The sequence below is a fragment of the Spirillospora albida genome (assembly GCF_000718255.1).
Classification (GTDB): Bacteria; Actinomycetota; Actinomycetes; order Streptosporangiales; family Streptosporangiaceae; genus Spirillospora; species Spirillospora albida.
Genome location: NZ_JOFJ01000014.1, coordinates 246,823 through 270,980, shown reverse-complemented (window position 1 = coordinate 270,980; position 24,158 = coordinate 246,823). Strand labels below are relative to the sequence as shown.

Here is a 24,158-nt window from a genome sequence, read left to right as displayed (position 1 = left end):
TACCGGCGGGAGCACACGGCGCTCACTCCGGGGATGAATCGCCGTCGCCCACGTTCCCGCCGGGACTCGGGAAAGGGGACGGGGAGGGCCGATCAGTTCCGTGGTCACCAGCTTTGTTTTTCTGCCCGCCGGCGCCTTCCGCGCGCCGATGCCGGGTGTGAACTAAACCCCTCCGACCGGGAAAGTAACCGCTTGATGTCGTCCTCCGAGTGCGTTCCTCTTTCGGCCGCTCAGCAGAGCGTCTGGTACGCGCAGCAGCTGGCCCCGCAGACGCCGATCCATATTGCGCAGTACATCGAGTTCGAGGGTGTTTTCGACCACGGTCTGTTCGACCGGGTCGCGCGAATCGCGGCGCATGAGGGACTGGCCATGAACGCCCGGCTGGTGGAGCGCGACGGAATTCCGCACCAGATCCTCGACCCGGACGCGACGGCCACGATCCCGCTGCTGGACCTCTCCGCCGAGCCCGACCCGCGCGCCGCGGCGCAGGCGTGGATGGACGCGCGGATGAAGGCGCCCCTCCCGCTGGACGGCGAGCGCCTCTACGACACCATGCTGCTGCGGCTCGGCCGGGAGCTGCACTGGTGGTTCATCCGCGTGCACCACGTGGCCCAGGACGCCTACAGCGGCTCGCTGGTCAGCCGCCGCGCCGCGGAGATCTACACGTCCCTCGCCAACGGCGGCGCGTACGAGCCCGCGGAGCTGGGCGACTACCGGCGGGTCCTCGCGGAGGAGATCGCCTACCGGGAGTCGGAGAGGTTCGAGCGGGACCGCGCGTACTGGACGGAGCGGTTCGCCGACCGGCCCGTCGCGGTCAGCCTGTCGGACGAGATGGCGGAGCCGACCGCCGACTACCTGACCCGCATCACCGTCATCCCGCCGGACGGGACCGCCGCGCTCGCGGCCGGCGCCCGCCGGCTGCGCACCGCCACGCAGGGCCTCGCGATCGCCGCGACGGCCGCCTACGTGGCGCGGATGACGGGCACCGAGGACGTCATCCTCGGCCTCGCCGTGTCCGGCCGCACGTCGGAGATCGCGCGGGAGACCCCGGCGATGCTGGCGACGGTCCTGCCGCTGCGCGTCCGGGTCGGCCCGGACATGACGGTGGAGGAGCTGGTCCGCACGGTGACCCGGGCCAGCGCGCGGGCGCTGCGGCACCAGCGGTACCGCCGCGAGGACCTGCTGCGGGACCTGAAGCTGCTGGGCGAGCGCCGCCGGCTGCACGGGCCGGTCATCAACATCATGGCGTTCGACTACCGGCTCGACTTCGCGGGGCTGCCGGCGCGGATGCACGCGATCACGACCGGTCCGATCGACGACCTGTCGATCAACATCTACGACAACTTCGACGGCACCGGCATGCGCGTCGACTTCGACGCGCACCCCGACCTGTACGGCGAGGCGGAGGTAGCCGCGCACCAGGAGCGGTACATCCGGTTCCTGCGCGCGCTGGGCGAGGTGGACCCGGCGACGCCGCTCCGCGAGGTCGACCTGCTGGACGACGCGGAGCGCGCCCTCGTCCTGGACGCGTGGAACGACACGGCGCGCCCGGTCGCGCCCGCCGTCGTCCCGGAGCTGGTCGAGGCGCAGGCCGCCCGCACGCCCGACGCGCCCGCCGTCGCGCACGGGGACGCCGTGCTGGCCTACCGCGAGCTGAACGCGCGCGCGAACCGGCTCGCCCGGCACCTCATCGCACGGGGCGTCGGCGCCGAGGACTTCGTCGCGCTGGCCCTCCCGCGCGACGAGAACCTGATCGTCGCGGCGCTGGCCGTGCTGAAGGCGGGCGCGGCGTACCAGCCGATCGACCTCGCCTACCCGGCCGACCGCATCGCGTTCATGCTGGAGGACGCGAAGCCCGCCTGCGTCATCACGACCACCGGGTCCGGCCTCCCCGGCGATGTCCCCCGGATCGAGCTCGACGCCCTCGTCCTGGACGGCCTGCCCGGCGGTGACGTCACCGACGCCGAGCGCGTCCGCCCCCTCACCCCGGGGAACGCGGCGTACGTCATCTACACGTCGGGTTCGACGGGCCGCCCCAAGGGCGTCGTCGTCTCGCACGCGAACGCGGTCGACCTGTGCGCGTGGGCGCGCGAGGACTTCGGCCCCGAGCGCCTCGCCGACGTCCTGTTCTCCACGTCGCTGAACTTCGACGTGTCGGTGTTCGAGTGGCTGACCCCCCTCACCCTCGGCGGACGCGTCGAGGTCGTCCGGGACCTCCTGGACGTCGCGGAGCGCGGAGGCCGGCGGGGCTCGCTGATCAGCGGCGTCCCGTCGGCGATGGCGGCGCTGCTGGCGACCGGCCGGCTCGACCTCGCGGCGGGCGACGTCGTCCTCGCGGGCGAGGCGCTGCCCGCGCAGCTCGTCCGGGACCTGCGCGCCCTGCTGCCGGACGCCCGGATCTCCAACATCTACGGCCCCACCGAGGCCACCGTCTACGCCACCGCCTGGTACGACGACGGGAACGCGGCGGGGCACGCGCCCATCGGCGGCCCCATCGCCAACACCCGCGCGTACGTGCTGGACGCGGCGCTCAAGCCCGTCCCGCCGGGCGTCCCGGGCGAGCTGTACCTCGCGGGGAGCGGCCTGGCGCGCGGCTACCTGAACCGGCCGGGCCTGTCCGCCGACCGGTTCACGGCGTGCCCGTTCGGGGCGCCGGGCGAGCGCATGTACCGGACGGGCGACCTCGTCCGCTGGAGCCCCGAGGGGCGGATCGAGTACCTCGGCCGCCTCGACCACCAGGTCAAGGTGCGCGGCTTCCGGATCGAGCTCGGCGAGATCGAGACCGTCCTGGACGCGCACCCGGCCGTGTCGCAGAGCGTCGTGGTGGCCCGCCGCGACGCGGCCGGCGACACCGTCCTGGTCGGCTACGCCGTGGGGGAGGGCGTCGACCCGGCCGAGCTGAAGCGGTTCGCCGGCGCGTCCCTGCCCGAGTACATGGTCCCGGTCGCGGTCGTCGTGCTGGACGCGATGCCGCTGAACCCGAACGGCAAGCTGGACCGGGCCGCGCTGCCCGCCCCCGACTTCGCCGCGTCGGCGGAGAGCCGAGCGCCCCGCGACGCCCGCGAGGAGCTGCTCTGCGCGGTGTTCGCCGAGGTGCTCGGCGTGGAGCGGGTCGGCGTCGACGACGGCTTCTTCGACCTCGGCGGCGACTCGCTGAAGGCGACCCGCGTCGTGTCCCGGGCGCGCGCCGCGCTCGGCGTGGACCTCTCCGTCCGCGCCCTGTTCGAGGCGCCGACCGTGGCCGCCCTCGCCGGCCTCATCGAGGAGAGCGCCGGGCGGGACGCGCCGCCCCCGCTCGTCCCGGCCGAGCGTCCCGACCCGGTCCCGGTCTCGTACGCGCAGCGGCGCCTCTGGTTCATCCAGGACCTCGAGGGCCCCTCCGCGACCTACCACATCCCGATCCCGCTGCGGCTGACCGGGAAGCTCGACCTGGACGCCGTCCGCGCCGCGATGCGCGACATGCTCGCCCGCCACGAGTCGCTCCGGACGGTGTTCACCGAGATCGAGGGCGAGCCGTACCAGCGGATCCTGGCGCCGGACGAGGCCGCCGCCGAACCCGAGGTGTCCGACCGCGGCCCGGACCGCCTGCACGAGGCCGTGTTCGAGGCGGCGACCCGCGGCTTCGACCTCGCCACCGACCTGCCGGTCCGCGCGCACGTCTTCCGCGTCGCGGAGGACGACCACCTCCTGCTCCTCGTCCTGCACCACATCGCCGGCGACGGCTGGTCGATGGAGCCGCTCGCGACCGACCTCATCACCGCCTACGCCGCCCGCGCCGAGGGCCGCGCGCCGGAGTGGGCGCCGCTGCCCGTCCAGTACGCCGACTACGCGATCTGGCAGCGGGACGTCCTCGGCGACGAGGACGACCCGGGCAGCGTCCTCGCCCGGCAGATCGCGTACTGGCGCGACGCGCTCGCGGGGCTGCCGGAGGAGCTGGGGCTGCCCGCCGACCGGCCCCGGCCCGCCCGCGCGACGTACCGGGGCGCGCAGCACTCCTTCACCCTGTCGCCGGAGCTGCACGCCGCGCTGACCGCGCTGGCCCGCCGCCACGACGCCAGCCTGTTCATGGTGCTGCAGGCCGCGCTGGCCGGGCTGTTCACGCGGCTCGGCGCGGGCACCGACATCCCGATCGGGTCCCCGGTCGCGGGCCGCGCGGACGAGGCGGTGAACGACCTCGTCGGCGTGTTCGTCAACACGCTGGTGCTCCGCACCGACACCTCCGGCGACCCGGCGTTCGCGGAGCTGCTGGCCCGCGTGCGCCGCACCGACCTCGCGGCGTTCGCGAACCAGGACGTCCCGTTCGAGCGGCTGGTCGAGGTCCTGAACCCGCAGCGGTCGATGGCGCGGCACCCGCTGTTCCAGGTGATGATCTCCGTGCAGAACGACCCGTCGGCGCGCGTGGAGCTGCCCGGCCTGACGGTGGCGGTGGAGCCGGTCGACCCGGGCACGTCCCGCTTCGACCTGGCGCTGCTCGTGGACGAGCGCCGGGACGCCGGCGGCGGCCCGGCCGGGATCGCCTGCAAGCTGGAGTACGCGCTCGACCTGTTCGACGCGGAGACCGCCGCGGCGATGTCGGCGCGGCTGGAGCGGTTCCTGACGCAGGTCGCCGACGACCCGAACCGGCCCATCGGCACGGTCGACCTGCTCGACGGCGCGGAGCGCGCCCTCCTGCTGGAGGAGTGGAACGCGACGGCGCTGCCCACGCCGTCCGCGACCGTCCCGGACCTGTTCGAGGTCCAGGCGGCCCGGACGCCCGACGCGACCGCCGTCATCGCGGGCGAGGCCGAGCTCACCTACGCGGCGCTGAACGCGCGCGCGAACCGGCTCGCCCGGCACCTCGTCGCGCGCGGCGTCGGCGCCGAGGACTTCGTCGCGCTGGCCCTCCCGCGCGACGGGAACCTGATCGTCGCGGCGCTGGCCGTGCTGAAGGCGGGCGCGGCGTACCAGCCGATCGACCTCGCCTACCCGGCCGACCGCATCGCCTACATGCTGGACGACGCGGCCCCCGCCTGCGTCATCACCACGAGCGGCGCCGACCTGCCCGGCGGCACGCCCCGCGTCGAGCTGGACGCCCTCTCCCTGGACGGCGCGCCGGACGGGAACCTCACCGACGCCGACCGCGTCCGCCCGCTGCGGCCCGCGAACCCGGCGTACGTGATCTACACGTCGGGGTCGACGGGCCGCCCCAAGGGCGTCGTCATCTCGCACGCGAACGTGGTCGACTTCTGCGCCGAGGCGATGGCGAGCTACGGCCTGGAGCGGATGACCCGCGTCCTGTTCTCCACGTCGCTGAACTTCGACGTGTCGGTGTTCGAGTGGCTGGTGCCGCTGACGGTCGGCGGCGAGATCGAGGTCGTCCGGGACCTGCTGGAGGTCGCCGAGCGCGGCGGCTGGCAGGGCTCGCTGATCAGCGGCGTCCCGTCGGCGTTCGCGGTGCTGCTGCAGCGCGGGGGCCTCCGGCTGGACGCGCGGGACGTCGCGTTCGGCGGCGAGGCGCTGCCGCCGCAGCTCGTCCGGGACGCCCGCGCGCTGCTGCCGGACGCGCGGATCTCCAACATCTACGGCCCGACCGAGGCCACGGTCTTCGTGACGGGCTGGTACGACGACGGCAACACCGACGGGTTCGCGCCGATCGGCCGCCCGATGGCCAACACCCGCGCGTACGTGCTGGACGAGAGGCTGCAGCCGGTCCCGGTCGGGGTTCCGGGCGAGCTGTACGTGGCGGGCGACGGGCTCGCGCGCGGCTACCTGCGCCGCCCGTCGCTGTCGGCCGACCGGTTCGTCGCGTGCCCGTTCGGCGGGCCCGGCGAGCGCATGTACCGGACGGGCGACCTCGTCCGCTGGAACCGGGCCGGGCACATCGAGTACCTCGGCCGCCTCGACCACCAGGTCAAGGTGCGCGGCTTCCGGATCGAGCTCGGCGAGATCGAGACCGCGCTCGCCGCGCACCCGGACGTCTCGCAGAGCGTCGTCGTGGCGCGCAGGGACGCGGCGGGCGACACCGCCCTGGTCGGCTACGTCGTCGGCGGTCCGGTGGACGCCGCCGCGCTGCGCGCGTTCGTCGCGACGTCGCTGCCGGACTACATGGTGCCGTCCGCGATCGTCGTGCTGGACGCGTTCCCGCTGAACCCGAACGGCAAGCTGGACCGGTCCGCGCTGCCCGAGCCGGACTTCGCCGCCGCCCTCACCGCGCGCGGCCCCCGCGACGCCCGTGAGGAGATCCTCTGCGGCATCGTCGCGGACGTCCTCGGCCTGCCCCGCGTCGGGATCGACGACGGCTTCTTCGACCTCGGCGGCGACTCGCTGAAGGGCACCCGGGTCGTGGCGCGCGCCCGCGCCGCGCTGGGCGTGGAACTGCCCGTCCGGGCGCTGTTCGAGGCCCCGACCGTCGCCGGGCTCGCCGCGCACATCGCCGCCTCGGCGGAGGCGGCGCGGCCCGCGCTGCGGCCCGCGCCGCGCCCGGAGCCGCTGCCGGTGTCGTACGCGCAGGAGCGGCTGTGGTTCCTGAACCGCCTCGAAGGCGCGACGGCGACCTACAACATGCCGATCCCGCTGCGGCTCACCGGCGCCCTCGACTACGACGCGATGCGCGCCGCGCTCCGCGACGTCGTCGCCCGCCACGAGTCGCTGCGGACGCTGTTCGGCGACGCCGACGGCGAACCGCACCAGATCGTCCTGGACGCGGCGGACGCCGAGCCGCCGTTCACGATCGGCGAGGTCGCCGGCGACCTGCGCGAGGCCCTGTTCGCGGACGCGACGCGCGGCTTCGACCTCGCCGCCGAGCCGCCCGTCCGCGCGCACCTGTACCGGCTGGGCGAGGACGAGCACCTGCTGCTCCTCGTCCTGCACCACATCGCCGGCGACGGCTGGTCGATGGCGCCGCTCGCCCGCGACGTCATCACCGCCTACCTCGCGCGGCGCGACGGCGGCGCCCCCGACTGGGAGCCGCTGACCGTCCAGTACGCCGACTACGCGCTCTGGCAGCGCGGCCTCCTCGGCTCCGAGGCGGACGGGACGAGCCTCGCCGCCCGCCAGATCGCGTACTGGCGGGACGCCCTCGCCGGGCTGCCCGACGCGATCGCGCTGCCCACCGACCGGCCGCGTCCCGAGCGGGCGTCCTACCGGGGCGCCCAGGTCGCGTTCGAGGTCCCGGCGGACCTCGCGGAGGCGCTGCGCGACCTCGCCCGCGACCACCAGGTCAGCCTGTTCATGGTGCTGCAGGCGGCGCTCGCCGCGCTGCTCACCCGCCTCGGCGCCGGGACGGACGTGCCGATCGGGTCGCCGATCGCGGGCCGCACCGACGAGGCCCTCGACGACCTCGTGGGCGTGTTCGTCAACACGCTCGTGCTGCGGACCGACACCTCCGGCGACCCCTCGTTCGCGGAGCTGCTGGCCCGCGTCCGGGAGACCGACCTCGCCGCCTACGCCCACCAGGACGTGCCGTTCGAGCGGCTCGTCGAGGTCCTGAACCCGGTGCGGTCGCTGTCCCGGCATCCGCTGTTCCAGGTCATGCTGACCTTGCAGAACAACCCCGAGGCGAGCGTCGAGCTGCCCGGCCTGAACGTCGCCGTCGAGCCGGTGGACGCCGGGGTGTCGAAGTTCGACCTCGAGTTCATGCTGGAGGAGGCCCGCGACGGGACCGGCGCCCTCGCCGGCACCCTGGAGTTCGCGCTCGACCTGTTCGACCCGGCCACCGCGGCGAAGCTCGCCGGGTGGTTCCGGCGCACGCTCGAAGCCGCCGTCGCGTCCGGCGCGGCCGTCACGGTCGGCGGGCTCGACCTGCCGGGCGCCGAGGGACTGCGCCCGTCCGCCGCCCCGGTGGCGGAACCGGCGGTCAAGCGGCTCGTCGCCTACGTCGTCGCCGCGCCCGGCCGGGCCGTCGACCCGGAGGAGCTGCGGGCGCACGTCCGGGCGAACCTGCCCGAGTCGATGGTGCCCGCCGCCGTCGTCGTCCTGGACGAGATGCCGCTCACCCCGAACGGCAAGGTCGACACCAGGGCGCTGCCGAAGCCCGATCTGGCGATCGCCCCGGCGACCGCGTACCGGGCGCCGTCCGGCCCCTGCGAGGAGGCCGTCGCCGCCGTCTTCGCCGACCTGCTCGGCGTGTCGCGCGTCGGCGCCGACGACGACTTCTTCGCGCTCGGCGGCAACTCGCTCATCGCGATGCGGGTCGTCAGCCGCGTCCGCCGCGCCCTGGACGTGGAGCTGCCCGTCCGCGCCCTGTTCGAGGCCCCGACCGTCGCCGGGCTCGCCGCGCTCCTCGGCGCGCAGGAGGGCGCGGCCCGCCCGGCGCTGGAGCCGCGCGAGCGGCCCGCCGTCGTACCGCCGTCGTACGCGCAGCAGCGGCTGTGGTTCCTCGGCCGATTCGAGGGGCCGTCCGCGACCTACAACATGCCGACCGCGCTGCGGATCCGCGGCGCCCTCGACGAGGACGCGCTGCGCGCCGCGATCGGCGACGTCGTCGCGCGGCACGAGACGCTCCGCACGGTCCTGCCCGACCACGACGGGACGCCCCGCCAGCTCGTCCTGGACCCGGCCGCGGCCCGCCCCGAGCTGGAGGTCGTCGAGACGACCGAGGCGGAGCTGCCGACGCGGCTCGCCATGGCCGCCGGGTACGCCTTCGACATCTCCGCCGAGCCGCCGCTGCGCACCCACCTGTTCCGGGTCGCCCCCGAGGAGCACGTCGCGCTGCTGCTGATGCACCACGTCGGCGGCGACGGCTGGTCGATGGCGCCGCTCGCCCGCGACGTCATCACCGCCTACGCGGCCCGCGCGGCCGGGGCCGGGCCGCAGTGGGCGCCGCTGCCCGTCCAGTACATCGACTACACGCTCTGGCAGCAGGACCTGTTCGGTTCGGAGGACGACCCGGACAGCCTGATCTCCCGTCAGATCGCCTACTGGCGGGAGGCGCTCGCGGGGCTGCCGGAGGAGCTGCGGCTGCCGGCGGACCGGCCGCGCCCGGCGGAGGCGACCTACCGGGGCGGGACGGAGCGCTTCCGCCTCGGCCCCGAGGTCCACGACGCGTTGCTCGCCCTCGCCCGCGAGACCGGCGCGAGCCCGTTCATGGTCGCGCAGGCCGCGTTCGCCGCCCTGCTGACGCGGCTCGGCGCGGGGACGGACGTGCCGATCGGGTCGCCGATCGCGGGTCGCACCGACGAGGCCCTCGACGACCTCGTCGGCATGTTCGTCAACATGCTGGTGTTCCGGACCGACACGTCCGGCGACCCGGCCTTCCGCGACCTCGTCGCCCGCGTCAGGGAGACCGACCTCGCCGCGTACGCGCACCAGGACGTGCCGTTCGAGCGGCTGGTCGAGGTCCTCAACCCGCCGCGCCACCTGGCCCGGCACCCGCTGTTCCAGGTCGGCCTGACGTTCCAGAACAACCCCGAGGCGCGGCTGGAGATGCCCGGGTTCAGCGCCGAGGTGGAGCCGCTGCACGCCGGCGTGTCCCGCTTCGACCTGCTGATGATCCTCACCGAGCGGGACGGCGGTCTCGACGGCGAGCTGGAGTACGCCCTCGACCTGTACGACCCGTCCACCGCCCGGACGCTCGTCGCCCGGTTCGAGCGCCTCCTCACCGCCCTCCTCGCCGAGCCGGACGCCCCCATCGGCGCGGCCGACGTCCTCGGCGAGGCGGAGCGCACGGTCATCCTCGGCGACTGGGCCGGGGGCGAGGCCGCGCCCGTCGACCGCACCACGATCCCGGCGCTGTTCGAGGCGCAGGCGGCGGTGCGCCCGGGTGCGGTGGCGGTGTCGTTCGAGGGTGTGTCGTGGACGTATGCGGAGGTGAACGCCAAGGCGAATCGTCTGGCGCGTCGTCTGGTCGAGCGTGGTGTTGGCCCTGAGCAGTTCGTCGCGCTCGCTCTTCCGCGTTCGGCCGAGCTGGTCGTGGCGATCATCGCCGTCCTGAAGGCGGGCGCGGCGTACGTTCCGATCGACCCCGACTACCCGGCGGACCGGATCGCGTACATGGTCGAGGACGCCGAGCCCATCCTGACGCTGGGTCCGGAGGACATCGACGCCGACGGCTACGACGATACGAACCTGGATGTGGAGATCTCGCCGGACAACCCGGCGTACGTGATCTATACCTCCGGTTCGACGGGTCGTCCCAAGGGTGTGGTGGTCCCGCATCAGAACGTGGTGCGGCTGCTCCGCTCGACGGAGGAGTGGTTCGGTTTCGGCCCGGACGACGTGTGGACGCTGTTCCACTCCTATGCGTTCGACTTCTCGGTGTGGGAGCTGTGGGGGCCGCTGCTGTACGGTGGCCGCCTTGTCGTCGTCCCGTACCTGACCTCGCGCACCCCCGCAGAGTTCTTGAGCCTCCTCGAAGCCGAGAAGGTCACGGTCCTGAACCAGACGCCGTCGGCGTTCTATCAGTTGATGGCGGCCGACAAGGACGATCCGGGACGCGATCTGGCGTTGCGTTATGTCGTGTTCGGTGGTGAGGCCCTGGAGCTGGGCCGGCTTGAGGACTGGTACTCCCGTCACGCCGAGAACGCTCCGACGCTCGTCAACATGTACGGGATCACCGAGACAACGGTTCACGTCTCCTACATCGCGCTCGACCGTGCCTATGCCGCGACCGCTCCCGGCAGCGTCGTCGGCACGGGAATCCCAGACCTGCGCCTCTACGTCCTGGACGACCGCCTCCAGCCGGTAGCACCGGGCGTCGTCGGCGAGATCTACGTCGCGGGCGCGGGCCTGGCTCGCGGCTACCTGAACCGTCCCGGGCTGTCGGCCGAGCGGTTCGTCGCCGACCCGTTCGGCGCCCCCGGCACCCGCATGTATCGGACCGGCGACGTCGGCCGCTGGCTGACCGACGGTCGCCTTGAGTACCTGGGCCGCAGCGACCAGCAGGTTCAGCTGCGCGGGTTCCGGATCGAGCTGGGCGAGATCGAGGCGGCCCTGACGCGCCATGAGGCGGTCGCCGACGCCGCGGTGATCGTCCGGGACGACCGCCTCGTCGCCTACGTCGTCGGCTCCGGCACCGACTCCGCCGAGCTGCGCCGCCCGAGGTCCTCAACCTGGAGCGGGTCGGCGTCGACGACGGTTTCTTCGACCTCGGCGGCGACTCGATCATCGCTATCCAGCTGGTGTCGCGCGCCCGCCGGTCCGGCCTGGTGATCTCGCCGCGCGAGGTGTTCCAGCACCAGACGGTGGCGGAGCTGGCCGCGATCGCACAGCCGGTCGGCGAGGGCGAGCAGCTCGAGCGGGAGGCGCCCGGCGCGGGGATCGGCCCGGTGCCGGTCACCCCGATCGTGGCGTGGCTGCGCGACCGGGTGGGCGGCGACGCGTCCCGTATCGCGGGCTTCCACCAGTCGATGCTGCTCCGCACCCCGCCCGCCCTGGGCGTGGAGCGGCTGGCGGACGCCCTGCGGACCGTCCTCGACCACCACGACATGCTGCGCCTGCGCCTGGACGTCGGTGATGATCGCTGGCAGCCCGTCGTCCGGCCGGCCGGCGCGGTCGACGCCGCCGACCTCGTCACCCGCGTCGACGTCGCCGGGCTGGACGCCGACAAGCTCGCCTCGGTGATCACCGAGCAGGCGACGGCGGCCCGCGACCGCCTCGACCCGCGAGCGGGGACGGTGGCGCAGCTCGTCTGGTTCGACGCGGGCGCCGAGCAGGGCCGCCTGCTGGTCGTCCTCCACCACCTCGTCGTGGACGGCGTGTCGTGGCGGATCGTCCTGCCCGACCTGGTCACGGCCTGGGCCGGGGGAGACCTCGAGCCCGTCCCGACCTCGTTCCGCCGCTGGGCGCAGCGCCTCACCACCGCCGTCCCCGGCGAGGACGTCCTGGAGGACTGGCTGGACATCGCCGACGGCAGGCCGCAGCCGCTCGCCGACCGCGCCCTCGACCCGGGCACGGACCTCGCGGAGCGCGCCCGGTCGGTGACGGTCACGCTGCCCGCCGACGTCACCGGGCCGCTGCTCGCCGACGTGCCCGCCGCGTTCCACGGCCGCGCGAACGACGTCCTGCTCACCGGCCTCGCCCTCGCGGTCCCGCAGTGGCGCCGCCGCCGGGGCGCGGGCGGGCGCGGCACCGACGTGCTCATCGACCTCGAGGGCCACGGCCGCGAAGACACCGTCCCCGGTGCCGACCTGTCGCGCACCGTCGGCTGGTTCACCACCATCCACCCGGTGCGCCTCGACGCGGGCGGCGCCGACTGGACCGAGGTCCGGGACGGCGGCCCCGTCGTCGGCACCGCCGTCAAGAAGGTGAAGGAGCAGCTGCGCGCCACCCCCGAGGGCATCGGCTACGGCCTGCTCCGCCACCTGGACGAGGACGCGGCGCAGGAGCTGGCCGGCCTCCCGGCCGCGCAGATCGCGTTCAACTACCTCGGCCGGGTCGCGCCCGGCGACGAGGGCGGCGACTGGTCGATCGCTCCGGAGGAGCCGCCCCCCGGGGAGGACCCGCGGATGCCGGTCGCGCACGTCCTGGAGATCAACGCGATCACCCGGGATCTGCCGGGCGGGCCGGAGCTGTCCGCCACCTGGACGTGGCCCGGCGGCCTGCTGGACGAGGACGCCGTCCGGGAGCTGGCGGAGGGCTGGTTCACGGCGCTGCGCGGCCTGGTCGCGCATGTCGCGGCGGACGGGTCCGGCGGCGGGTTCACCCCGTCCGACCTTCTCGTCGACCTGGACCAGAGCGAGATCGACAAGCTGCAGAGCGCGTGGAGGGCCAAATAGTGAACCGGGGTGACCTCGAGGACATCCTGCCGCTTTCTCCGCTGCAGCAGGGCTTCTTCTTCCACGCGCTGTTCGATTCCGACGATACGCCGGAGCGGCGGGCGGCGGACCGAGGAACGAGTGAGCGAGCGAGCGCGGCCAGCGGAGATGTCTACACGGCGCAGTTCGTCCTCGACCTGGAAGGGCCGCTGGACGCCGGCGCGCTGAAGGCGGCCGCCGCGACGCTGCTGCGCCGGCACTCCAACCTGCGCGCCGCGTTCTGGCACGAGGACCTGTCGCGTCCGGTGCAGGTCGTCCCGCGTGCGGTCGAGCTGCCGTGGGAGGAGACCGAGGCCGCGACGGCCGCCGAGGCCGACGCGATCGTCGCGCGGGAGCGGGCGCGCGGCTTCGACATGATGTCGCCGCCGCTGCTGCGGTTCGTCCTGGTCAGGACGGGCCGTGACCGGCACCGGCTGATCTTCACCAACCACCACATCCTGCTGGACGGCTGGTCGACGCCGATCCTCGCGACCGAGCTGTTCCTGCTGTACGTGCAGGGCGGCGACGACGCCGGGTTCCCGCGCGTCACCCCGTACAAGAACTACCTGGCGTGGCTCGCGAAGCAGGACCGCGCCGCCGCCGAGGAGGCGTGGCGCCGCGCCCTCGACGGCGTCACCGGCCCGAGCCTGGTCGCGCCGGAGGCCGCCGCCCGCGCGCCGCGCCCGCCGGAACGCACCGTCACGGAGCTGGACGAGAGGACCAGCCGCCGCCTGACCCGCGCCGCGCGGCGGCACGGCGTGACGCTGTCCACCGTCCTGCAGGGCGCGTGGGGCCTGGTCCTCGGGCGCTTCCTCGGAACGGGCGACGTCGTGTTCGGCGCCACCGTGTCCGGCCGCCCGCCGGAGCTGCCCGGCATCGAGCAGATGATCGGCCTGTTCATCAACACCCTGCCGATCCGCGTCCGGTACCGGCAGGACGAGTCCCTCGCGTCGCTGCTGGAGCGGCTCCAGGAGGAGCAGGCCGAACTGCTCGCCCACCACCACCTGGGCCTCACCGACATCCAGCGGCTCACCGGAACCGGCGTCCTGTTCGACACGATGACGGTGCTGGAGAACTACCCGTTCGACCCGGCCTCCATGGACGGGTCGCTCAACGGCGTGCGGATCGCCGCCGCCGACTCCTACGACGCCACCCACTTCCCGCTGTCGTTCGTCGCCGCGCCCGGCGACACGCTGTCGCTGCGGCTGCACTTCCGGCCGGACGTGTTCGAGCGGGACGTCGTCGAGGCGCTGCTGGCCCGCGTCCGCCGCTTCCTGGAGGCGTTCGCGGAGGACTCCGAGCAGCTCGTCGGGGCGCTCGCCCTCGCCTCGGACGAGGAGCGGGCGCTCCTGGACGGCTGGAACGACACCGCCGCCGGCCTCCCGTCCGGGACGCTCCCGGAGCTGTTCGAGCGCCAGGCCGCCCGCACCCCCGACGACGTCGCCCTCGTGTGCGGCGGCACGGCGCTGACCTACCGGGAGCTGAACGAGCGCGCCAACCGGCTCGCGCACGAGCTGATCGCGCGGGGCATCGGCGCCGAGGACCGCGTCGCGCTCGTCCTGCCCCGCACGCCCGACCTCGTCGTGGCGATCCTCGGCGTACAGAAGGCGGGCGCCGCGTACGTCCCGGTCGATCCGGAGTACCCGGCCGACCGCGTCGCCTACATGCTGGACGACTGCCGTCCGGCGCTGACGATCAGGGAGACGCCGCCGGACTGCGCGGGGCGGCCGTCGCACGATCCGTCCGACGCTGAGCGGGTCCGGCCGCTGCGCTCCGGCAACGCCGCCTACCTGATCTACACGTCCGGCTCGACCGGGCGGCCCAAGGGCGTCACCGTTGCGCACACGGGCCTGCTGAACTACTACGCGGCGCACCGCGAGGCGTTCTTCGTCCCGGCCGTCGAGGCGGCCGGCGGGCGCCGCATGCGGTTCGCGCACCTCGCGTCGTTCTCGTTCGACACGTCCTGGATGGGCCTGCTGTGGATGATGGACGGCCACGAGCTGCACCTCATCGACGACGGCACCCGCCGCGACGTCGAGGCGTACGCCGCGTACGTGGCGCGCGAGAGGATCGACCTCGTCAACACCACCCCGTCGCACTTCGCGTCCCTGCGCGAGGCCGGCCTGCTCACCGGTGACCACCGGCCCTCGCAGCTCCTGCTCGGCGGCGAGGCCGTCGGCGAGGCCCTCTGGGACGAGCTGCGCGCCCTCGCCCCCGGCCTGGAGACCCGCAACTTCTACGGGCCGACCGAGTCGACGATCGACACGATGAACCAGGTCGTGGCGGACGCCGGACGGCCGTCGATCGGCGCCCCCTACCGCAACACCCGCGCCTACGTGCTGGACGCGGCGCTCCAGCCCGCCCCGGTCGGCGTCCCCGGCGAGCTGTACCTCGCGGGCGTCCAGCTCGCGCGCGGCTACTTCGAGCGGCCCGGCCTGACCGCCGAGCGGTTCGTCGCCGACCCGTTCGGCGCCCCGGGCGACCGCATGTACCGGACCGGCGACCTCGCCCGGTGGCTGCCCGGCGGCACGATCGAGTACCTCGGCCGCGCCGACGACCAGGTCAAGATCCGCGGCTACCGGGTCGAGCCCGGCGAGGTCGAGTCGGTCGTGGCGGGCTTCGCGGGCGTCGCGCAGGCCGCCGTGGTCGTGCGCGAGGACCGGCCGGGCGACAGGCGCCTCGCCGCCTACGTCACCGGCACGGCCCTCGACGTCGCCGCGCTGCGCCGGCACGTCGCGGAGCGGCTGCCCGACTACATGGTCCCGTCGTTCACCGTCCTGGACGCGCTGCCGCTGACCGTGAACGGGAAGCTGGACCGCGCCGCGCTGCCCGCCCCCGACGGCGGCGCCGCGTCCGTCAGCCGGGCGCCGCGCACGCCTCAGGAGGAGATCCTGTGCGGGCTGTTCGCCGAGATCCTCGGCGTCGCGCGGGTCGGCGTCGACGACGGGTTCTTCGAGCTCGGCGGCGACTCGCTCACCGCGACCCGGCTGGTCAGCAAGATCCGCTCCACGCTCGGCGCCGAGCTGCCGGTCCGCGCCCTGTTCGAGGCGCCGACGCCCGCCGGGCTCGCGGAGCGGCTCGCGGCGGCGTCCGGCACCGCCCGGCCGCCGCTGGTGCGCGCCGAGCGCCCCGAGGTCGTGCCGCTGTCGTACGCGCAGCAGCGGCTCTGGTTCCTCAACCGGCTCGAGGGCCGGTCGGCCACGTTCAACATGCCGATCGCGCTGCGCCTCGACGGCGCCCTCGACGGGGACGCGCTGCGCGACGCGCTCGCCGACGTCGTCGCCCGGCACGAGACGCTCCGCACGATCTTCCCGGACGGCTCGGGCAGCGCCCGGCAGCTCGTCCTGGACCCGGCCGCCGCCCGGCCCCGCCTCGACATCGTCGAGATCGACGAGGCCGGGCTGCCGATGGCGCTCGCGGCCGAGGCCGGACGCGGGTTCGACCTGTCGGTGGAGCCGCCGCTGCGCGCGATGCTGTTCGCGCTCGGCGACGGGACCCACGTCCTCGCGCTCGTCCTGCACCACATCGCGGCGGACGGCTGGTCGATGGCGCCGCTCGCCCGCGACGTCATCCTCGCCTACGCCGCGCGCGCCGAGGGGCGCGCGCCGGAATGGGCGCCGCTGCCCGTCCAGTACATCGACTACACGCTCTGGCAGCGCGACCTGTTCGGTTCGGAGGACGACCCGGACAGCCTGATCTCGCGGCAGATCGCCTACTGGCGGGAGGCGCTCGCGGGGCTGCCGGAGGAGTTGCGGCTGCCGGCGGACCGGCCGCGCCCGGCGGAGGCGACCTACCGGGGCCGCACCCACGCGTTCGAGCTGGACGCCGAGCTGCACGCCGGCCTGCTCGCCCTCGCCCGGGAGAGCGGCGCCAGCCTCTTCATGGTCATGCAGGCCGCCTACGCGGCCCTGCTCACCCGGCTCGGCGCCGGGACGGACGTGCCGATCGGGTCGCCGATCGCGGGCCGCACCGACGAGGCCCTCGACGACCTCGTCGGGATGTTCGTGAACATGCTCGTCCTGCGGACCGACACGTCCGGCGACCCGTCGTTCCGCGACCTGATCGCGCGGGTCAAGGACGCCGACCTCGCCGCCTACGGACACCAGGACCTGCCGTTCGAGCGGCTCGTGGAGATCCTCAACCCGGCCCGGTCGATGGCCCGGCACCCGCTTTTCCAGGTCGTCCTGTCGTTCCAGAACAACCCCGAGGCCCGCCTGGAGATGGACGGCCTGAGCGGGGGCGCCGAACCCTTGGCCGCCGTCACCGCCAAGTACGACCTGTCGCTCTACCTGGAGGAACGGCACGGCGAGGACGGCGCCCCCGCCGGGATCGAGGCCGGGCTCGAATACGCCCTCGACCTGTTCGAGCCCGACACCGCCGTCGCGATCGCGGACCGGTTCGAGCGGATCGTCCGCGATCTGCTCGCCGACCCGGACGCGCCCATCGGCACCGCCGAGATCCTGGAGCGCTCCGAGCGCCGCACCCTCCTGCGCAAGTGGGCCGGCGGCCGGAGCGAGGTCGCCGAGCGCACCACGATCCCGGCGCTGTTCGAGGCGCAGGCGGCGGTGCGTCCGGGTGCGGTGGCGGTGGTGTTCGAGGGTGTGTCGTGGACGTACGGGGAGGTGAACGCCAAGGCGAATCGTCTGGCGCGTCGCCTGGTGGAGCGGGGTGTGGGTCCTGAGCAGTTCGTGGCGTTGGCGTTGCCGCGTTCGGCGGAGCTGGTCGTGGCGATTCTGGCGGTGTTGAAAGCGGGTGCGGCGTATGTTCCGATCGATCCGGATTATCCGGCTGATCGGATCGCGTACATGGTGGAGGACGCCGAGCCCGTCCTGACCTTGGGGCCGGAGGACATCGACGCCGACGGCTACGACGACACCGACCTCGGTGTCGCCATCTCACCCGACAACCCCGCGTACGTCATCTACACGTCGGGTTCGACGGGTCGCCCGAAGGGTGTGGTGATCCCGCATCAGAACGTCGTGCGTCTGCTCCGTTCCACGGAGGAGTGGTTCCACTTCGGCCCGGACGACGTCTGGACCCTGTTCCACTCCTACGCCTTCGACTTCTCGGTCTGGGAACTGTGGGGGCCGCTCCTGTACGGCGGCCGGCTCGTCGTCGTCCCGTACCTGACCTCGCGCACCCCCGCCGATTTCCTGGACCTTCTCGAAACCGAGAAGGTCACCGTCCTGAACCAGACGCCGTCGGCGTTCTACCAGCTGATGGCGGCCGACAAGGACGATCCCGGCCGTGATCTGGCTCTTCGGTACGTCGTGTTCGGTGGTGAGGCCCTGGAGCTGGGCCGGCTTGAGGACTGGTACTCCCGGCATGCCGAGGACGCGCCGACGCTGGTCAACATGTACGGGATCACCGAGACGACCGTCCACGTCTCCTACATCGCCCTCGACCAGGTCTACGCGGCGACCGCGCCCGGAAGCATCATCGGCACCGGCATCCCCGACCTGCGCGTCTACGTCCTGGACGACCGGCTCCAGCCCGTCCCGCCCGGCGTGGTCGGCGAGCTGTACGTGGCGGGCGCGGGCCTGGCGCGCGGCTACCTGAACCGTCCCGGGCTGTCGGCCGAGCGGTTCGTCGCCGACCCGCACGGCAAACCCGGCACCCGCATGTACCGGACGGGCGACCTCGGACGCTGGCGCCGCGACGGCTCCCTGGAGTACCTCGGGCGCGCCGACCAGCAGGTGCAGCTGCGCGGGTTCCGGATCGAGCTCGGCGAGATCGAGGCCGCGCTCGTCCGGCACGAGGCCGTGTCGGACGCAGCGGTGATCGTCCGCGATGACCGCCTCGTCGCCTACGTCGTCGGCTCCGGCACCGACTCCGCCGAGCTGCGCCGGTTCGTCGGCCGAGGTCCTCAACCTGGAGCGGGTCGGCGTCGACGACGGTTTCTTCGACCTCGGCGGCGACTCGATCATCGCTATCCAGCTGGTGTCGCGCGCCCGCCAGTCCGGCCTGGTCATCACGCCCCGCGAGGTGTTCCAGCACCAGACCGTCGAGGAGCTGGCCGCCGCCGCCCGCCCGGTCGGCGAGGGCGAGCAGGTCGAGCGGGAGGCGCCCGGCGCCGGCGTCGGCCGCGTCCCCGCCACTCCGATCATGCGCTGGTTCCAGGAGCTGACCGGCCCGGTCGCCGACTACAGCCAGCGGATGCTGCTCCAGGTCCCGCCGGACCTCGGCACGGACCGGATCGCCGCCGCGCTCCAGACCGTCCTCGACCACCACGACATGCTGCGCCTGAGGGTGCTCGGTCAGGACTTCGAGGTCACCGAGCCCGGCACGGTGGACGCGGCGCCGCTCGTCCGCCGCGTCGACGTCGCGGGACTGGACGGCGGCGCCCTGCGCGCCGTGCTCCGCGACGAGGCGCCGGCCGCCCGCCGGCGCCTCGACCCGGCCGCCGGGACGATGGCGCAGCTCGTCTGGTTCGACGCCGGCCCGGACGCGTCCGGCCGCCTGCTCCTGACCCTCCACCACCTCGTCGTGGACGGCGTGTCGTGGCGGATCATCCTGCCCGACCTGGTCACGGCCTGGGCCGGGGGAGACCTCGAGCCCGTCCCGACGTCGTTCCGCCGGTGGGCGCAGCGCCTCGCCGCCGAGGCGTCGGACCCGTCCCGGACGAAGGAGCTCCCGCTCTGGGAGGACGTCCTCGCCACCCCGGACCCCGTCCTCGGCGAGCGGCCCCTCGACCCGGCCGCCGACACGTTCGGCACCGCCCGGCACCTCACCCTCGACCTGCCCGCCGACGTCACCGGGCCGCTGCTCGCCGACGTGCCCGCCGCGTTCCACGGCCGCGCGAACGACGTGCTGCTCACCGGCCTCGCCCTCGCGGTCGCCGAATGGCGGCGCGAGCGGGGCACGTCCGACGACACGGCCGTCCTCATCGACCTGGAGGGGCACGGCCGCGAGGAGGTCGTGCCGGGCGTCGACCTGTCCCGGACCGCCGGCTGGTTCACGTCGATCTTCCCGGTGCGGCTGGACGCGGGCTGGGTCGAGCCGTCCGACGTGCGGGAGGGCGGCCAGGCCGTCGGGACCGCGCTGAAGCGGGTCAAGGAGCAGCTCCGGGACCTGCCCGACAACGGCATCGGGTTCGGGCTGCTGCGCCACCTCAACCCGGCGACCGGGGCGCGCCTCGCGGGCCGCCCGCACCCGCAGATCGCGTTCAACTACCTCGGCCGGTCCACCGCGCCCGAGGCGACCGACTGGGGGCCCGCGGGCCAGGCCGACTCCGACGCGCTCGGCGGCGGCCAGGACGGCGCGCTCGGCCTCGTCCACGCCATCGAGGTCAACGCGCACACCCGCGACCTGCCGGGCGGCCCCGAGCTGTCCGCGACCTGGACGTACGCGGGCGGCCTGTTCGGCGAGGCGGAGATCCGCGACCTCGCCGGCCGCTGGTTCGCGGCGCTGCGCGGCCTCGTCGCGCACGTCGCCGGCGCCGCCGACGGGCCGGTCGGCGGGTTCACCCCCTCCGACCTCTCCCTCGTGGAGGTCGACCAGGACGAGATCGACGAGCTCGCCGCCGAGCTCGACGGCGAATGGGAGCTGGATTGAGCACGTCGCAGCTTGAGGACATCCTGCCGCTGTCCCCGTTGCAGCAGGGCCTGTTCTTCCACGCGCTGTACGACTCCGGCGGCGACGTCTACACCGCGCAGATCGTGTTCGACCTGCGCGGGCCCCTCGACGTGGACGCGCTGCGCGCCGCCGCCGCGACGCTGCTGCGCCGGCACGCCAACCTGCGGGCCGGGTTCCGGCAGCGCAAGGAGGGCTCGCCCGTCCAGATCGTGCACCGGAACGTCCGGCTCCCGTGGCGGGACGTCGACCTCTCGCACCTGCCGGACGCCGGGCGGGAGGCGGAGGCGAAGGGGATCGCGGACGAGGAGCGGGCCCGCCCGTTCGACATGGCGAAGCCGCCGCTGCTCCGCTACACGCTGATCAGGCTGGCGGACGGCCTGCACCGGATGGTGTTCACCAATCACCACATCCTGCTCGACGGCTGGTCCATGCCCGTCCTCCAGACCGAGCTGTTCGCCCTGTACCTGGCGAAGGGCGACGACACCGGCATGCCGCGCGTCACGCCCTACAAGAACTACCTCGCGTGGATCGCCGGGCAGGACCGCGCCGCCGCCGAGGACGCGTGGCGCCGCGCCCTCGACGGCGTCCATGAGCCGACCCTCGTCGCGCCCGGCGCGGGCGACCCCGGCGCCGAGCCGCCCGGCCGCGTCCGGACCCGCCTGGACGCCGACCTCACCGCCGCGCTCGGCGCCCGCGCCCGCGCGCAGGGCGTCACCCTCAACACCGTCCTCCAGCTCGGCTGGGGCGCGCTGCTCGGCCGCCTCACCGGCTCCGCCGACGTGGTGTTCGGCGCCGCCGTGTCCGGCCGCCCGCCCGAGCTGGCCGGGGTCGAGGAGATGATCGGCCTGTTCATCAACACGCTGCCGGTCCGGGTCCGGGTCCGGCCCTGCGACACCGTCGCGGACGCCCTCACCCGGCTGCAGGACGAGCAGGCCGCGCTGATGCCGCACCACCACCTCGGCCTCGCCGACATCCAGCGGCTCACCGGCACCGGCACGCTGTTCGACACGATGACCGTCCTGGAGAACTACCCGTTCGACCCGGACGCGGCGGGCACCGACCTCGGCGGCCTCACCCTCCACGGCGTCGACGGCTACGACGCCTCGCACTACCCCCTGACGTTCGCCGCCGTGCCCGGCCGGGAGCTGTCGTTCCGCGTCGACTACCGCACCGACCTCTACACGCAGGACGCGGCGGAGCGGCTGATGCGGCGGTTCGTCCGGATCCTGGAGGCGATCGCGCACCACCCGAACCTGCCGCTCGGCCGCATCGACGTCCTGGACGGCGACGAGCGCGACCTCGTCCTGCGCGCCTGGCAGGGGCCGGTCACGTCCCGCCGGCCCGGCACCCTCACCGGCGCGTTCGCCGCGCAGGTCGCCGCCGCGCCGGACGCCGTCGCGGTGCGGGCGGCGGGGGAGTCCCTCACCTACCGGGAGCTGGACGAGCGCGCGAACCGCCTCGCCCACCGCCTGATCGGGCTCGGGGTCCGCCGCGAGACGCCCGTCGCGGTGCTGCTGGAGCGCTCCGCCGAAATGATCGTCGCGTCTCTCGCGATCCTGAAGGCGGGCGGGGCGTACGCGCCGATCCACCACGGCTACCCGGCGGAGCGGACGGCGTGGGCGGTCGCCGAGGTCGCCGCGCCCGTCCTGCTGGTCGACGGCCCGACGCTCGACCGCGTCGCCGGCCTCGACTCGGCGGCCACCGTCCTGAACGTGGACGCCGACCCGGAGATCGCCGCCGGTCCCGCCACGGATCCGGGCGTTCCCGAGCATCCCGAGCGGCTTGCCTGCGTGCTGTTCACGTCCGGCTCCACGGGCGTGCCGAAGGGCGTCATGCTCCGGCACCGGGACGCGCTGAGCCTCGCCACCGACGGGCGGCTGCGCGGCGGCGCCCACGACCGCGTCCTCGTCCACTCGCCGCACGCGTTCGACGCGCACGTCTACGAGATCTGGACGCCGCTGCTGCACGGCGGCACCGCCGTCGTCGCGCCGCCCGGCCACCTGAGCGGCGAGGCCATCGAGTCGCTCGTCACGGCCGAGGACCTCACCGGCCTGTTCCTCACCACCACGCTGTTCAACCTCGTCGCGGACGAGCGCCCGCAGGCGTTCGCGGGGCTCCGCGAGGTCCTGACGGGCGGTGAGGCCGGGTCGCCGTCCGCGATCCGGAAGGTCCTCGCGGCCTGCCCGGACACCGAGGTCGGCAACGTCTACGGCCCGACCGAGGCCACCACGTACACGACGATCGGGAGCCAGCGGGCGCCGCTCGGCGACCCCGCCGAGACGTCCGCCCTGCTCGGCCCGCCCATCGACGACCGGCGGGTGTACGTCCTCGACCCGGGGCTGAAGCCCGTCCCGCCGGGAGTCGTCGGCGAGGCGTACCTCGCGGGCGCCGGGCTCGGCCGCGGCTACCTGCGGCGCCCGTCCCTCACCGCCGAACGGTACGTCCCCGACCCGTTCGGCCCGCCCGGATCCCGCATGTACCGGACGGGCGACCTCGTCCGGCACCGCCCGGACGGCGTCCTCGAATACGTCGACCGCGCCGACTTCCAGGTCAAGGTGCGGGGGTTCCGGATCGAGCTGGGCGAGATCGAGGCGGCCATCGCGGCGCACCCGGGCGTCGCGAACGTCGCCGTCGTCGCCCGCGAGGACGCCCCCGGCGTCAAGCGGCTGGTCGCCTACGTCGTCGCCCCGTCCATCGACGGCCTCAAGAAGCACGTCGCCGACCGGCTGCCCGAGTACATGGTGCCCGCCGCGTTCGTCCGGCTCGACACGTTCCCGGTCGGCCCGAACGGCAAGCTCGACCGGCGCGCGCTGCCCGCCCCCGACTACGGCGACGCCGCCGCCGGACGCGCCCCCGCCACGCCCGAGGAGGAGGCGCTGTGCGCGATCGTCGCGGACGTCCTCGACCTCGACCGCGTCGGCGCCGACGTCAGCTTCTTCGATCTCGGCGGCGACAGCATCACCGCGCTGAAGCTCGTCACCCGCGCCCGGCAGGCCGGGATCGAGCTGACCCCCCGCGACGTGTTCACGCACCAGACCGTCGAGGCCCTCACCCGCGTCGGCGAGCCCGAGGACCGGCTCGGCTTCGAGGTCCTGCTGCCCATCCGGACGACCGGCGCCCGCCCGCCGCTGTTCTTCGTCCACCCGGCCGGCGGGCTCTCCTGGGGCTACCTCCAGTTCCAGCGGCACCTGCCCGCCGACCAGCCGATCTACGGTCTCCAGGCGCGCGCGTTCACGCGGTCGGAGCTGCCCGGGTCCGTCGAGGAAATGGCGGAGGACTACCTGGCGCAGATCCGCGCCGTCCGGCCGCGGGGGCCGTACCACCTCGCGGGCTGGTCGCTCGGCGGGCTCGTCGCCTACGAGATGGCCGTCCGGCTCCGGGCCGCCGGTGAGCGCGTGGGGCTCCTCGCCCTCATCGACGCCTACCACGGGCAGGACCTCGAGTCCGAGCGCCGCGAGATCCTCCCCGAGCTGCTGGAGGCCATCGGCATCGACGCGAACATGGTCGCCGCCGACGGCAACCCCGACATGCGGCAGATCATGGCGGTGCTCGCCGACCGCGGCGACGCCCTCGCCACCCTCGGCGAGGACGACCTCGTCAACGTCTACCGCAACTACGAGAACGGCCTGCGGCAGGCGGAGGAGTACCGTCCCGGACGGTTCGACGGCGACATCGTCTTCTTCACCGCCCTCCAGGGGCGGACCGGCGACTCCCCGACCGGCCTGTCCAACTGGGGGCCGCTCGTCGGCGGCGACGTCGAGGACTACCCCCTCGACGTCGACCACCACCTCCTCATGGAGCCGGGCCCGGCCGCCGAGATGGGCGCCGTGCTCGCCGCCAAGCTCGACAAGATGCACAACTCCTGAAAGGGCG

General features: G+C 74.3%; 4 protein-coding genes and 1 pseudogene. All 5 read left to right on the top strand.

Annotated features, from left to right (window positions below; translation table 11 throughout):
• The first annotated feature begins 195 nt into the window (after window positions 1–195).
• Window positions 196–11,127 carry a non-ribosomal peptide synthetase gene (locus IE99_RS33460; protein ID WP_051712775.1) on the top strand — a complete coding sequence of 3,644 codons (10,932 nt, stop codon included), beginning with the start codon at window positions 196–198 and terminating at the stop codon, window positions 11,125–11,127.
• A complete protein-coding gene (locus IE99_RS33455) occupies window positions 11,028–12,692 on the top strand; it encodes a condensation domain-containing protein (protein WP_342666231.1) in 1,665 nt (554 codons plus the stop codon). The genes IE99_RS33460 and IE99_RS33455 overlap by 100 nt, the downstream gene beginning before the upstream one ends.
• Window positions 12,677–18,508, top strand: a pseudogene (locus IE99_RS29425) (amino acid adenylation domain-containing protein); the annotation flags it as partial. The gene IE99_RS33455 and the pseudogene IE99_RS29425, both read left to right, overlap by 16 nt.
• On the top strand, window positions 18,501–20,264 hold the full coding sequence (locus IE99_RS33150) for a condensation domain-containing protein (protein ID WP_245623273.1): 1,764 nt from the start codon (window positions 18,501–18,503) through the stop codon (window positions 20,262–20,264). The pseudogene IE99_RS29425 and the gene IE99_RS33150, both read left to right, overlap by 8 nt.
• Complete coding sequence (locus tag IE99_RS31315) at window positions 20,249–24,151, top strand: non-ribosomal peptide synthetase (RefSeq protein ID WP_084219649.1); 3,903 nt, start codon at window positions 20,249–20,251, stop codon at window positions 24,149–24,151. The genes IE99_RS33150 and IE99_RS31315 overlap by 16 nt, the downstream gene beginning before the upstream one ends.
• The last annotated feature ends 7 nt before the right edge of the window (window positions 24,152–24,158 follow it).